Raw genomic sequence first — 13392 nt, 5'->3', positions numbered from 1 at the left:
GGGCGCTCGTTGCGCCCGCGGCCGGCATCATCCCCGGTCGGCCGGGCCGGTGGCCGTTCTGGGCGGCTGCGGTGGGTGGACGGTGCTGTCCTGCGTCACCGGTGCCACGCGTACGCCGTTCTCTGCGAGACGGTCGAGCGCTCGGCGGGTGACCTGGTGCTTGACCTGCCGGGCGGCCCGTACCAGCACCACGAACCGGGCAGACAGCTCGACCCGGTTCGGGGTGGCGCGGACGAAGACGCGGGCGTGGACCTCCGCCTCGGCGACCGGGTAGCGGTGGCGCATCTGCTCGACGGCGCGTCGCGCCTCGGCGGTCGAAGAGACGTCCCGCGCCTCCTCGCACAGGATGCGCTCCGCCAGGTGCCAGTCCGCCTCGTAGGGGATGGGCAGCGTCAGTTCCTCCCACAGGTGGTCCGGTACGGTGCTGCTGTTGTGCACCGGCGCGGCGAACACGAGGTGGTTCGACAGCGACACCACCCGTCCGATGCACTGACGGCCGTGAATCCACGAGTCCGGGTCGGAGGAGGAGCCGCTCCCCGGACGGCGAGGAGAACAGCGCTCGTCACGAAACGACCGCTCACGCCGCTGGTGTCCCAGACAGCCTCCAGGAACCGCTCCATGCCGCTCACCCACCGTTCTCGGCGCTGGTCCCCAGCCTGGGCAACCGTCGGCGGGGGATCTCGCGAACGCCGCCATCCGTAGCGCCCGGTGAGGTGATGCGCGGGGTTGCGTCGGCGTGTCCTACGGGAGCGCCGGCCGGCCGTACCGGTAGCTGCGCTACTCCGTGCCGGCCTGACCGTCGCCGGGACCGTCGCGGCGGGCGGCACCGTCGCCGGAGACGGGCTCGGCCGTCTGCGGCGGCGTCCCCGCAGACCGCCCGACCCGCCGCCGGATCCGGCGCACCACCCCGTGCCAGGCGGGCGTCTCGCGGTCCTCGTCGAAGGCCCGCGCGACCACGACGTCGGTCGAGGAGTGCGCCAGGATCGAGATGACGATGGTCAGCGCCACCAGGTGGAACACCTCGTCGCCGGCGGCGATGCCGGACTCGAGTACCAGCAGTCCGTAGACCACCGAGGCGAAGCCCTTCGGCCCGAACCACATCGCGGCGGCCTGCTCCCGCAGGCCCAGACCCGAGCGCAAGAAGGAGACCCACAGCGCCACCGGTCGGGCCACCACGATCGCCAGGACGGCGAAGGCCCAGCCGGCCCAGGAGATCTCCCCGAGGAACTCCACCGAGATCAGCGCCCCGAACACCAGCAGCGCGGCCAGTTTCAACAGCTCGGCGACGTTCTCCCCGAAGTGCTCGAACGCTACTCGCTGCCGCGGCCCGAAGGTCGCCACGGTGATCCCGGCGGCGAACGCGGCGAGGAACAGGTTGCCGTGGGTCGCCTTACCCAGCGCCAGCACCAGCAGCCCGATCGCCACCCCGTTGAGCGGCTCGTACGCCGCCGAGGCGGCGAACCAGCGGGTCCGCTCCAGCGCGATCGCGGCCAACGGCACCAGAACACCGATCAGCAGCCCGACCGCCAGCTCGGTGCCCAACTCGCCGAGGTGCAGGTCCTCCGAGCCGGCCGCGATCGCGAGCAGCACCACGACGAACGGCAGCGCCAGACCGTCGTTGACACCTGACTCGACGTTGAGGAGATGCCGTAGCCGGGCGGGAACCTTGTCGTTGCCGACCAGCGCGGCGGCGAAGACCGGGTCGGTCGGGGCGAGGACCGCCCCGACCAGCAGCGCCTCCGGCCAGTCCAGTCCGGCGACCCAGTGGGCGAGCACCGCAGTGATGAGCAGGGTGAGCGGCAGTCCCCATCCCAGGGCGCGCCCGGGCAGCCGCCACGCCGAGCGCAGGTCGGCCCAGCCGACGCGCATCCCATCGGTGAACAGCACCGCGAACAGCGCCAGTTCCGCCAGTTGCGCGACGATCGGGGAGTCGGCCCGTAGGTGCAGCACCCCGGTGGTGTCCTCACCGAGCACGAACCCGGCAGCCAGGAACAGCGCAGCGGTGGACAGGATGGTCCGTTTGGCCAGCGCAGACACGAGGACGGCGGCCAGGAGGACAGCGGCGAAGCACAGGAGCAGCACAGGACGCCTTCCGGGACATAGGTCGTCACGCTGCCGGCCAGACTCCGCTGCTTCCCCGAGCGTGACATGCCGCGCCACGGTAACCCGCGCTCGCCCTGACAGCACGGGGAGGTCCGGGACGACTGCTCTCCCCCGCCACCGGCCGTCCTGCGCAGCGACCTGCGGCACCGCGCGTCTCCCGAGTGACGATCACCAGGTCACGAACGCTTCTCCTCTCCCGGAAAGGGTAGGTCGGCAGCGATCATGACGGTGCGCAGGTAGCCCACCGGGCGGCCGTGTCGGCTCGTCGGCAATGGCGCCGGGAATGACCGCGACGCGAAGCGCCGCCGCTATAGGTTTGCCCCTGAGATGTGGGCACCCTGAGACTGGACCTGGTCCGTTCGTCGCAGCGGCCGATCAACCAGGTCGCGCGTGAGCTCGGGATGAGTCACGAGCCCCTGCGCAACTGGGTCCGCGGCGCGGAACGCCGGACCGGGGCCGCTGCGACCGCCGCGGGTGGGGACGGGTTGTCGGTCGCGGACAAGGTTGTCGAGATCGCCCGGGCTCGTTGGCGGTGAGGTCGGGGGTGGACGACCACGATACGCCGAGGGCATCCATCACCGGCTGAAGAGCCTGCTGGGCGGCCCACACGACCAGGTCCACCACGGCCTTGTCTTGGTGCCCCCGGCAGGATTCGAACCTGCGACACACGGTTTAGGAAGGGTGTAGCGCCTGCTGGGTCACCCCTCGATCTACCAGGACATACACCGGTTGGCTCTTCAGCGACACGCATGATCATTCCGCACATGCTCCGGATCTTGCTAAACCAGTCCGGGCAACGGCTGCACCCTCCAAGACTTCGTCCGCCCCGGCGTTCGTCAGCGTGCCACCGTCCGGCGGCCTGCAGTCAACGTTGTTGTCGACCACCTAATGCAAATCTTCCCTGGTCCAGCCCGGGGGCAGTTTTTCCAGGCTGATGAGGACGTCCAGGCCCAGATGCTCCTTCAGTAGGTGCTTCAGGTTGCGCCCCTCGATGATCTCGATCCGGCCGTTCGCTGCCGCAAAATCACGGCTCGCTTTGCCGACCCATGATGTCGTAACCAGCACCCCTTTAGCGGCACGCATATGGTCCATAACTCCAGCAAGCGCATGAATGGCTTCCAGGCCGACGATCTTACTGTATCGCTTTGCCTGAATTATGCACAATCCGCCAACGATCGGGTCCTCGTTGATCGCAACCCCATCTACGCCTTCATCGAGCCTTTTCCAAGCTGATCTTGCAGCTCAGGGCGGTTGCGGTAGGCCCGGTGATCGATGGGTGCGAGGCTCCAGGTAGGACAGCTGTCGACCAAGACTCGAAGCCCCGACCGGGAGCCTCGCCATGCTGTCCTACCCCGCCACGATTCCGTTGTCCAGCCGCACCCTGAACCACCTCGCCGAACGCATCCGCGGCCACCGTAAGCAGCGCCGATCCCGGTGGCGGCGTCTCGAACCCGGCCGGCAGGCGCTGCTCGCTCTCGCCCATCTGCGCAACGGCGACACCTACACCCGACTCGCGGCCGGATTCGAGATCGGCGTCGCCACTGCTTGGCGCTACGTCCAGGAAGCGATCGCCCTGCTCAGCTCGGCAGCCGATGACCTGGACACCGCGATGCGACGCATCCGGCTGCTGGCGTACGCGATCCTGGACGGCACGCTCATCCCGATCGACCGAGTCGCCGATCAGAGGCTCTACTACAGCGGCAAGCACAAACGCCACGGCGTGAACGTGCAGGTCATCGCGGACGCCGCCGGCCGGCTCGTGTGGGCATCACCGGCACTGCCCGGGTCGGTACACGACCTGACCGCCGCCCGCCATCACGGCATCATCGATGCTCTGACCCGCGCGGATGTGATGACCTTCGCCGATAAGGGCTACCAGGGCGCCCGTGGCAGCGTGCGCACCCCGTTCAAGCGACGCCGCTTCCGCCCGAAGCTGTCACGCCGGCAAAAGGCCGTGAACCGGGCCAACGCCAAGATCCGCGCCCGCGGAGAACGAGCGATCGCCACGCTCAAGACCTGGAAAATTCTGGTCAAGCTGCGCTGCTGCCCACGCCGAGCCACCGCGATCGTCCAGGCCATCCTCGCCCTGCACCACGTCGAAGCGAACCGCTACGCAGGATGAAAATGGCTCATCCTTCGACGCTTGCGTCACCCACGACTTCATGCCGATCGACTCAAAGAGCTGGCGGATGAGGTGCTCGAACTCAACCGGCTTCAGATGCAACAAGTCGGGGCGACTGTCCAGGCCAGCAACGACATCCATCTCATCAACGAAGCGGTACTTGGACAAGTCAAAAGTCGCCACAGGCCTCACTCCCTCCAGGTCGTAAGGATGTGGCGACACGACAGCGTTCAGGTGGGCGCGGAGGCAAAGAACGGGATCAAGCTCGGGTTCATCAAGCACGATTTCGGCGAACCGCCCTCGTTCCGATCCGATGCTGATCAATAGCGGGCGCACGGCACGGCCAGTTGCCTTATCCCGAGTAGATACATAGCCGTTGAAGACAACGCTCTGCACCAAGGCGTCCGGGGTGACATCGAACACTTCAGCCAAAGTTCGAAGCGTAAGACGCGCCAGCAGATCGGCATACAACCTCTTTACTTCAGCCTCTTTGCGCGGCACAGGCGTTACGCCTTTTGCCTTCGTGAAGCGGTACTCCGTGGCCATCGGCACAACGCCCTGCAACGGAAACTCGTACTCGATTAACAGTTCACGGGATGGGCAATCATAAAGCGCCGCAACCTTGCCACTTAACCCCTCCGGATACCGAGATTGCGCAAGTGCATGCTGGAGCCGCTCAACAAATGCTGACTCACCGCCATTCTTCAAGGCAGCTTCGAGTTCGAGCTTCTTTGAACCGGCAGAACGATTCCGAGACTGAAGGAGCGATGCAAAACCCTCAACCTTGCGACGCACCGCCACTGTCCTAAACTCCGCCTCAGCCAGCTTTCGAGCCAATGCAGCCTGAGAAGCCTCACGCTGGGCTGCCGCTTGCTTCTGCATCTCGGCCGCCTGTCGACGCTCGCGTTCCCGCTTTTCCTTAATGGCATCACGCTCAGCCTTCGCCACCTCCTGAGCGGCAAGACGCTTCACCCTCGCCTCTTCCTTCAGGCGTTCAGCCTCGGCCCGCTTTGCCGCCGTCTCGGCCAGCTTTGCATCTCGCTTTAGGGCTGCGGCGGCCTTGCGCTCTTCGATCATCATCTGCTGATGCATGCGGCGCTCCGCTGCCGCCTGCTGCTTCTTGGCCTGCTGACGCGCGTGAAGGATCTGGCCGATCAAACTCCTGCGCTGCCCCATGGGCCCCTCCCCTGTGTCCAGATGAGACTCTGATGACAGTAGCGGGTAGGCAACTCTATGAGAAAGTAGGAGCACCGAGGGTGACGATCTTTCGAGCGGTGGAGTGAGGGCAGTCGGGCCTCAGCGCGGACTACCGGGCGGAGGGTCGGTCGCTCTGCCGCCTCCAGCCTCGTTACAACGGTGTTGAGCTGTAGCCGGTTGGCTGGGCCGACCTCGAGCTGCCTACAGGCAACGATGCAGCTTGGCGGGGTAATGATGCTGGTCAGACAGCAGCTTGATCTAATACAGGGTGGACTAGCGCCACCTGCTTGACCGGCCAGGCTACGCAGACCTACAAGGCGATCTACCCAAGGAGGCAGTGGTGGGCTCCACACGGACGGCCGCGCAGCTGGCCACCTTGGTCCGAGAACTGATCACGCTGCCACGTGAGATTGAGTGGCTTGAGGACAAGGTCAATAACGCCGATCCTGAGATGATTGGGCAATACATCTCAGCGCTTGCTAACTCCGCTGCGAGAGCAAGCCACGAGCGAGGCTATCTGATCTGGGGCATTCAAGACGCAACCCGCGATCTCGTCGGCACGACCTTCAAGCCTTTCCAGGCTAAGGTTGGGAACGAGAACTTGGAGAATTGGCTTACTCGCCTAATCTCCCCGCAAGTTGCCTTTTCGTTTTATGAGCTGTCCCTGGATGGCTTCGAACTCGTACTCCTCGAAGTGGAACGTGCGAGCCACCGCCCAATCAGTTTCAGGGGCGAGGAATACATTCGCATTGGGTCCCACAAAAAAAAGTTGAAGGACCATCCCGCTGCGGCAAGAGAACTTTGGAAATCCTTCCTTCTGAGCTCTTACGAAGAAGGTATCGCAGCCGACCGACTCCAAGCGGCCGACGTAACCGCAAGGCTCGACTATCCAGCCTACTTCCATCTAATGAAGATGCCCCTTCCAGAGAACCGAGCTGGGATTCTCGACGTCCTCTCAGCAGAGGGAATGGTCATCCGCGAGGATGACGGCCTATGGAGCATCACGAACCTTGGGGCACTTCTGTTCGCCCATGACATGAAGGATTTCACTTCGACCCGACGAAAAGCAGTAAGGGTCATTCAGTATAGGGGAAACAGCCGAGTTGAGACCATCAAGGAACAGGCTGGAGTTCACGGTTACGCCGCTGGCTTCGGTGGTCTCATTGGTTACATTAACGGCCTACTCCCCTCCAATGAAGTCATCGGCCAGGCCCTACGGCAAACCGTTAAGATGTATCCTGACCTTGCCGTACGCGAGTTGGTAGCCAACGCCCTCATTCATCAAGACTTTTCTTTGACGGGCACGGGACCGATGGTGGAGATCTTCGAAGACAGGATCGAGATCACGAACCCCGGCGTTCCCCTGGTCGACCCATTGCGTTTCATCGACAGTCCGCCGCGTTCTCGCAATGAGAGGATGGCTGCGCTAATGCGCCGCGGGGGCATCTGCGAAGAGAGAGGAAGCGGGTGGGACAAAGTAGGGTTTGAGATCGAGTTTCACCAACTGCCCGCACCACTGGTCGAAGTAACCGCTGAGCACACCCGTGTCACGTTGTTTGGCCAACGGAGCCTGAAGGACATGGATCGGGCCGACCGAGTGCGAGCGGTCTACCTGCATGCCTGTCTACGACACGTCACCCGCCAACAAGTCACAAACACCTCCATCCGGGAGAGGTTTGGGATCGAAGCTCGCAACAGCGCCAAGGCCTCAAGGTTGATCAAGGAAGCCTTGGAAGAGGGCATGATCGCTTTGCGGGACCCGAACGCTCCCCTCAAGCTCAGGGAGTACGTCCCTTGGTGGGCGGCACCAGACCATGTGCCGCGTCCAACTTCCGGGCTTGCTTGACGGCTAACTTGCAGAGGACGCCCCACAGGCTGGATGGGGGCCCCTGAGCAGCAGAGACGCAGCCGGAGCCTCTTTGACGGCCATTTGATGGTTTGCTGCTCCGCCAAGGCGAAACTTGGAGGACAAAGGGCCTTTAGGGCTCAAGACGGTCCTCTGGCCCGGCCAAACTCCTGCCAAGTTTGTTTGACGGGTATTTGATGAGGCCCCGGAACTGGCAGCACGGGATGCTGACGCAAGATCGCCAGCATCTCGGTGCCGGGGAGGTCCTTCCAGCGGTGCAGCGTCTGGTGGAGTTCAAGGCGCGAGCCACCAACCCCCGCGCATCCGGGCGTCACTACGCTCCGACGCTGAAACCAGCCTAGCTGGTCGGAGCGTAGTGACGCCCGGATGCCTCTAAGCCGCGACACGCCGACGTCTTTAGTGATACTGATCACACGTTCAGGTGCCTGCCATCCCGTGTGCCATCGACCCGCCCTCCTGGGGAGCGGGCCGCCGCCCGGCCCGCCACGTCAAGACGGCCTTGACGCCCGTACGAACGCTGGCGGGTTGGGCGGTGGTCTGCTCGGCTTGCCCGGGTCGATGGCAGGCGGGATGGCCCACCGCAACCACCCACGGACCGCGACCCGCCGACGGAGCCCCGGCCATCCTGGAGCCGGAGCGCCCCCGCCGGAGGCGCAGTAGCCGCAACCCCGCGACCGCCGTCAGCTCGCCGACGCGGCCGGCGTCCGCTTCCCTACGCCGCGCGGGCTCGTGGCCGCGCGGCCCGGCCGGCTGCCGGCCCACCCACACCCGGTCAACGGTCTGTCGTTCTGCGGCGGCCCTCCGGGCTTCCCGCTGTTCGCGCCAGCCGCCGGGCATCAGGCGTGACGGCCGCAGAGCGACAGCGGCGCGGCCGGCGCGCGCCCAGGCGGCGGCGCGTGCGGCCCGCCTCGGGCCGCCTTGAAGACGTACAGAAACTTTGCACATCATCGCCGGCAGCTGGCTCGCCGGCAGCTGGCTGTCCGGTCTCGGGACCTGCGTGACACATCGGTATCAGGACCTGGATGACACTCCGCCAAGCGTGGTGGAGTGAACCGGCCTCACCCCCACCGTGTGGGTGGGAACATGGGTTCATGCAGCGCTCCCGATCCTCGACGTATCTCTCATGGCGGAGGTTCGCTCACCATGGAGGACTTTTCCGCACTGCTGATTTCAATGCCGGTGGTTGGGCCGCCGTCGCCGGTCTATGCGCAGCCGGGGCAGGAGTCGGTCTAGTCGTGGCACCCATCAGCGGCGCCAACACGTGGATCGCCACGCCGGTCTGCGCTGCAGCCGCGATGGCCAGCGTGGTCGTAGCAGACCGGCGCAGGTGGGCAGCAATGCGAACCACCTATACCTGGACCGATGACGTTGAAGCCGTTCAGCACATGGCGCACCTACTAAGGGATGCGGGCATCGCCGTCGCCGTCGAGCTGGAACGCTTCGGCCGACCGCGATTGGGATACCGCAATCGAGACGCACGCCGTGTCCGCCGCGCCTTCCGCAGCGCGGGCCTCCCACTCCCGCGGAACCACTGACTCCTCCCACCGTCCCGCGACACCTCGCCCGCTCCCAGTTACCAAGGCGCGACGGATGATCGTCTAGCCGGTCGTGTCACCCACGTCCCGAGACTGATCTGTCCCGCAGGTCCTGAGACCGGACACCGCCGGCAGCTGGCCGGCCAGGCGGTTTTGGTGAGCCGTGGCTGGCGCTATCGTCTGTACATGTCGCTCGTCTCGTGGGCCTACGAGGTCTCTCGCCAGAACCTTTCAGGCACGCTGCCTCGCCGGTGGGCTCACGTTCAGGGTGTTGCCCTAAAGGCCCGGACTCTTACTGCGGCTGTCGGTGATGACGGACCTTTGTTGGAGGCAGCCGCGATTCTTCACGATGTCGGCTACGCGCCTCACCTAGCTACGACAGGCTTTCATCCGCTGGATGGTGCGATCTATCTTCGAGACTTGGACGCGCCCGATCGCCTGGTCCACCTGGTAGCGCATCACTCCTGTGCTGTTAGGGAGGCTCGTCTACGTGGGCTTGACGAACAGCTAGCTGCCTTTCACGACGAAGAAGGTCCGGTGAGAGACGCGCTTTGGACGTGCGACCTCACCACGACCCCCGACGGGGAGCCTACGGACTTCGCGAGCAGAGTTGCCGAGATCAAGAGGCGGTATGGTCCCGGCGACCTGGTTACGGCTTTCATCGACAGCGCCCAGCAGGACTTAGCCGACGCGATATCAAGAACAAGCACCCGGCTCCAAGCCGTGGCCGGTTAGCCAAGGTAGGGCGCGTCGTCCTTCAAGCCGTGCCGGATTCGTAGGAGCATGGACGGGTGGATAGGAAGCTTCTCGATGGCCTCCGGCTCGACCCACTTCACCTCTGGCGATTCGTCACTGGTTCGTAGCGCGCCGCCGATCGGTCGGGCACGAAAGCAGATCGCAAACTCCTGCCGCACCTCGCCGTTGTCGTATGCGATGACATGCCCCGGGTCGGAGTAGATACCGGACACGCCGGTTAGCTTGACGTGCAGCCCTGTTTCTTCCTCGACTTCTCGTCTGGCTGCTTGTGCCGTCGACTCTCCCAGATCTTGCGCTCCTCCTGGCAGAGCCCAGAGGCGGTTGTCGGAGCGCCGGATGAGAAGTACGCGGCCGACGTCATCTTGAACGAAGACAGTCACAGCTACCACTAGTGAGTTGGCTCGCGGCGCTCGCGGATCGTTGAGGTAGTCGGTCTTTGGCATCTGCTAGAGCTCGCCTTCTGGCGGCCCCGACGACTCCCAGACCGCCTCGAAGCTAGCGGCGTAGGTATCGAAGAGGCCGTAGGTTGCAGTCTTCCGTAGGTGCATCGCCGGCGCCATGGGCGCTGTCTTGCCGTAGACATGCGGGTTGACGATCATTTCCCTGTCGAAGCGGTAGATCGAGTTGTAGAGGACAGTTGAGTGCCTTCTCACCTCGACCCCTGCCACGCCGCGCAGCGGCCGGAAGAAGGCGTTGGCGTGGTCGATCTTCGCCGAAATCGTCTCGCGTCCGATTCCCTCCTCGACGCTCCGCTGTTTTACGGCGCTACTGTCTCGGTCACCTAGCAGGATTCGGATCCTTGCGCCGGCGTTTGCCTTCCCACGAAGGCGGTCAAGCAGATCAGGCTTCTCCGTGAGGAACATCCCGACGTAGACAAGGATGCCGACGTCCTCCGTTGCCTCCTCCAAGAGTCTGTCCCAGAGGTTGTGGGGGACAGCTCCGCGAGTCGGGTAGAACTGCACCATCCCCGCCGAGTTCGATGCGTCGTCAGCGGCTCTTCGGGCTCCTGGCCACAGGTACTCTTCGTCTTCCTTTAGCCGCTTCGCGATTTTGAAGCGAGTACGAGGGTGCGGAACTCTGCCACCGAGCCAGCGACTGACGGTTTTGACGTCGCACTCTGTGAACAGTGCCAGCTCGGCGAGAGATATCCGGGAGCGCTCAAGAGCGTCTCGCAATCGCTCGTTTGCCATCGTCACTCCTCACGGCGGGGACGTTTCTATCACTGAGCCATTTTCATCCTGCGTAGCGGTTCGCTTCGACGTGGTGCAGGGCGAGGATGGCCTGGACGATCGCGGTGGCTCGGCGTGGGCAGCAGCGCAGCTTGACCAGAATTTTCCAGGTCTTGAGCGTGGCGATCGCTCGTTCTCCGCGGGCGCGGATCTTGGCGTTGGCCCGGTTCACGGCCTTTTGCCGGCGTGACAGCTTCGGGCGGAAGCGGCGTCGCTTGAACGGGGTGCGCACGCTGCCACGGGCGCCCTGGTAGCCCTTATCGGCGAAGGTCATCACATCCGCGCGGGTCAGAGCATCGATGATGCCGTGATGGCGGGCGGCGGTCAGGTCGTGTACCGACCCGGGCAGTGCCGGTGATGCCCACACGAGCCGGCCGGCGGCGTCCGCGATGACCTGCACGTTCACGCCGTGGCGTTTGTGCTTGCCGCTGTAGTAGAGCCTCTGATCGGCGACTCGGTCGATCGGGATGAGCGTGCCGTCCAGGATCGCGTACGCCAGCAGCCGGATGCGTCGCATCGCGGTGTCCAGGTCATCGGCTGCCGAGCTGAGCAGGGCGATCGCTTCCTGGACGTAGCGCCAAGCAGTGGCGACGCCGATCTCGAATCCGGCCGCGAGTCGGGTGTAGGTGTCGCCGTTGCGCAGATGGGCGAGAGCGAGCAGCGCCTGCCGGCCGGGTTCGAGACGCCGCCACCGGGATCGGCGCTGCTTACGGTGGCCGCGGATGCGTTCGGCGAGGTGGTTCAGGGTGCGGCTGGACAACGGAATCGTGGCGGGGTAGGACAGCATGGCGAGGCTCCCGGTCGGGGCTTCGAGTCTTGGTCGACAGCTGTCCTACCTGGAGCCTCGCACCCATCGATCACCGGGCCTACCGCAACCGCCCTGAGCTGCAAGATCAGCTTGGAAAAGGCTCACTGTAAACGTCCCAAGCGTCCCCGTAAAGCCGTTCCGACGTCACCTCCTTCGATGTCTCCTTGAGGTGCGAGCAAAGCCGCACAAGAGCAGTCGTCCACCGGGGACGCGCTCAACTACAGGAGGTCTGTTGTGAAGCTGTACGTGGACACCACGAGCAAGCAGGTGACGGCGTCGAAGGACCCGGAGCCGAAGAACGACCAGAACGGCAACCAGAAGTCCGAGAAGAACACGGGCCGGCTCATGTGGTCCACCCAGGTCTTCGTCCTCGACGAGAACGGCGGGGAGGTCATCACCATCACCACGGCGGGAGAGAAGCCGAACGTGAAGGTGGGCGACTTCCTGGCGGTCGAGCAGTTGGAGGCCATCCCGTGGGCGACCAACGGGCGTAACGGCGTCGCGTTCCGGGCGGTGTCCCTGAAGCCGAAGAACGGTAGTTCGGCCGGCAAGTAGGTCACTTCGCACGACGTGCTGTGTGTGCCACACGGTGTCCGTGGCCACCGCGCAAGCGGCCTGATGGTCCGCTGAACCCCAACCCATGCGGTTCCGGGAGTTGTTCCTGACTCCTACTTCTCCCGGTCCGGTCGCCACCTGGCAGTGGTGACAACCCCGAAGAAATGGCCCGGGGTCGGTACTGACTCCTACGTCTGCCGACCCCGGTGCCGCATCGCTCATCCAACCCAACTGGCATTGGGAGGACTCGTCGTGTCCAAGTCTAGCCCCCGCCGTTTCGGCGGCAAGTCAACCGGAACGGTGACGGTCATCGAGGCCAAGGTTCACCGTTCCTCCGCGCGTAACGCCCGCATGGCGTTCATCCTCACCGCCGTCATCGTCGGCGTCCTGTCGGCCGTGGTGGCCGCCGCCTACTGGCACCCGATCGTGGCCCTGTTCGTCGGTGCCCTGATCGGCGTTCCGACCGGTGGCCTCGTGTGGCTGCTCGTGCGGATCTGGCCGGTGATCCGGCTGCTGTGGTGGTGGACCCCGGAAACCCTGCTGAGTGCCGGACTGTTGACCGGCTGGGTGCATCTGGCCAACCACACCTCGACCGTGGTGACCCTGATCGTGGTCGCCCTGGTCGTCGGCGTTCCGGCCGGCATCGGTCCGGTCCGCCGCCAGGTCAAGGCTTGGGGATGGTGCCTGGTGGTGCGCCACCGGCTGCGCGTGTGCTTCGCGCAGTTCATCATCGCCAACCAGTCCGGCTCGCTGCCGCTGATCCTGTGGGCTCGTCCCACGCCGGTCGGTGAGCGGGTCTGGGTGTACCTGCGCCCGGGCCTGTCGGCCAAAGACCTGGAATCGCGGCTCGACAAGATCGCCGTGACCTGCCACGCCTCCACCGTGCTCATCGAGCGGGCCGGGGAGAGCAACGCCGCCTACCTGCGGTTCGACATCAAGCGCCGCGAGGTGCTCAACGCCCGGGTGGGCTCCCCGCTGGTCGACGCCATCGACCGCAACGCGCCCGTGTCGGCATCGCCGCTGACAGTGCCCACCGCCCTGGACCTGCCGGACGTCGACGCCCCGACGATCACCCTTCCGACCCAGGGCAAGCCGGCGAAGAAGCCGGCCACGACCGCCAACGGCAGCAAGCCCGCGGCTTCCTCCGCGTCGTCCCTGCCGGACGACGACACCTCCGACTGGATCTGACACCCAACCCACCTCGGACGCGGGGAGCCTCA

The 13392-nt window shown here is 65.0% G+C and carries 12 protein-coding genes; 6 read left to right on the top strand and 6 right to left on the bottom strand.

Annotated elements, in window-relative coordinates:
• Positions 1 to 27 precede the first annotated feature (27 nt).
• Positions 28 to 477: a mechanosensitive ion channel family protein gene (locus KSK32_RS15710; RefSeq protein ID WP_216931889.1), complete on the bottom strand. Its 450-nt coding sequence runs from the start codon at positions 475 to 477 to the stop codon at positions 28 to 30.
• Positions 478 to 777: 300 nt separating this feature from the next.
• Positions 778 to 2082 carry a sodium:proton antiporter gene (locus tag KSK32_RS15705; protein WP_216931888.1) on the bottom strand — a complete coding sequence of 435 codons (1305 nt, stop codon included), beginning with the start codon at positions 2080 to 2082 and terminating at the stop codon, positions 778 to 780.
• A gap of 350 nt (positions 2083 to 2432) precedes the next feature.
• On the opposite strand from KSK32_RS15705, the gene KSK32_RS34980 reads away from it, so the two are divergent.
• The gene (locus KSK32_RS34980; RefSeq protein ID WP_216931887.1) at positions 2433 to 2639 is read left to right on the top strand and encodes a transposase; all 207 of its coding nucleotides are present in this window, start codon (positions 2433 to 2435) and stop codon (positions 2637 to 2639) included.
• A 349-nt stretch (positions 2640 to 2988) separates the two neighbouring features.
• On the opposite strand, the gene KSK32_RS15695 is transcribed toward KSK32_RS34980, so the two are convergent.
• Positions 2989 to 3279: a restriction endonuclease gene (locus KSK32_RS15695; RefSeq protein WP_374226750.1), complete on the bottom strand. Its 291-nt coding sequence runs from the start codon at positions 3277 to 3279 to the stop codon at positions 2989 to 2991.
• Positions 3280 to 3442: 163 nt separating this feature from the next.
• On the opposite strand from KSK32_RS15695, the gene KSK32_RS15690 reads away from it, so the two are divergent.
• The 3 genes from KSK32_RS15690 to KSK32_RS15680 all read left to right on the top strand — a co-directional run bounded on the left by KSK32_RS15690 (position 3443) and on the right by KSK32_RS15680 (position 9559).
• The gene (locus KSK32_RS15690) at positions 3443 to 4225 is read left to right on the top strand and encodes a transposase family protein (RefSeq protein ID WP_216930649.1); all 783 of its coding nucleotides are present in this window, start codon (positions 3443 to 3445) and stop codon (positions 4223 to 4225) included.
• A gap of 1537 nt (positions 4226 to 5762) precedes the next feature.
• Positions 5763 to 7268, top strand: coding sequence for an ATP-binding protein (locus KSK32_RS15685; RefSeq protein WP_216931886.1), 1506 nt, complete (start codon positions 5763 to 5765; stop codon positions 7266 to 7268).
• A gap of 1742 nt (positions 7269 to 9010) precedes the next feature.
• Entirely contained in the window at positions 9011 to 9559 is a 549-nt protein-coding gene (locus KSK32_RS15680; protein WP_254187070.1) for an HD domain-containing protein, read from the top strand.
• Here KSK32_RS15680 and KSK32_RS15675 read toward each other — a convergent pair.
• The 3 genes from KSK32_RS15675 to KSK32_RS15665 are packed head-to-tail and all read right to left on the bottom strand — an operon-like array spanning position 9556 to position 11596.
• Positions 9556 to 10023, bottom strand: coding sequence for an NUDIX domain-containing protein (locus KSK32_RS15675; protein ID WP_216931885.1), 468 nt, complete (start codon positions 10021 to 10023; stop codon positions 9556 to 9558). The two genes, KSK32_RS15680 and KSK32_RS15675, sit on opposite strands and share 4 nt — an antisense overlap.
• A 3-nt stretch (positions 10024 to 10026) precedes the next feature.
• Positions 10027 to 10770: a DUF5919 domain-containing protein gene (locus KSK32_RS15670; RefSeq protein WP_216931884.1), complete on the bottom strand. Its 744-nt coding sequence runs from the start codon at positions 10768 to 10770 to the stop codon at positions 10027 to 10029.
• A 43-nt stretch (positions 10771 to 10813) separates the two neighbouring features.
• Entirely contained in the window at positions 10814 to 11596 is a 783-nt protein-coding gene (locus KSK32_RS15665; RefSeq protein ID WP_216930649.1) for a transposase family protein, read from the bottom strand.
• 255 nt (positions 11597 to 11851) lie between these two features.
• Between KSK32_RS15665 and KSK32_RS15660 the strand changes: the two genes are divergently transcribed.
• A complete protein-coding gene (locus KSK32_RS15660; RefSeq protein ID WP_216931883.1) occupies positions 11852 to 12172 on the top strand; it encodes a hypothetical protein in 321 nt (106 codons plus the stop codon).
• A 300-nt stretch (positions 12173 to 12472) separates the two neighbouring features.
• Entirely contained in the window at positions 12473 to 13360 is an 888-nt protein-coding gene (locus KSK32_RS15655) for a hypothetical protein (protein WP_216936124.1), read from the top strand.
• Positions 13361 to 13392: the final 32 nt, after the last annotated feature.

It is taken from the genome of Micromonospora sp. WMMB482 (assembly GCF_019038635.1).
Classification (GTDB): Bacteria; Actinomycetota; Actinomycetes; order Mycobacteriales; family Micromonosporaceae; genus Micromonospora; species Micromonospora marina.
This window is presented reverse-complemented; position numbering and strand designations above follow the sequence as displayed.

What these genes read in the sequence shown, in the direction of transcription:
- KSK32_RS15690 (WP_216930649.1), top strand. Translation starts at nt 3,443, where the DNA reads ATGCTGTCCTACCCCGCCACGATTCCGTTGTCCAGCCGCACCCTGAAC.
- KSK32_RS15680 (WP_254187070.1), top strand. Translation starts at nt 9,011, where the DNA reads ATGTCGCTCGTCTCGTGGGCCTACGAGGTCTCTCGCCAGAACCTTTCA.
- KSK32_RS15675 (WP_216931885.1), bottom strand. Translation starts at nt 10,023, where the DNA reads ATGCCAAAGACCGACTACCTCAACGATCCGCGAGCGCCGCGAGCCAAC.
- KSK32_RS15670 (WP_216931884.1), bottom strand. Translation starts at nt 10,770, where the DNA reads ATGGCAAACGAGCGATTGCGAGACGCTCTTGAGCGCTCCCGGATATCT.
- KSK32_RS15665 (WP_216930649.1), bottom strand. Translation starts at nt 11,596, where the DNA reads ATGCTGTCCTACCCCGCCACGATTCCGTTGTCCAGCCGCACCCTGAAC.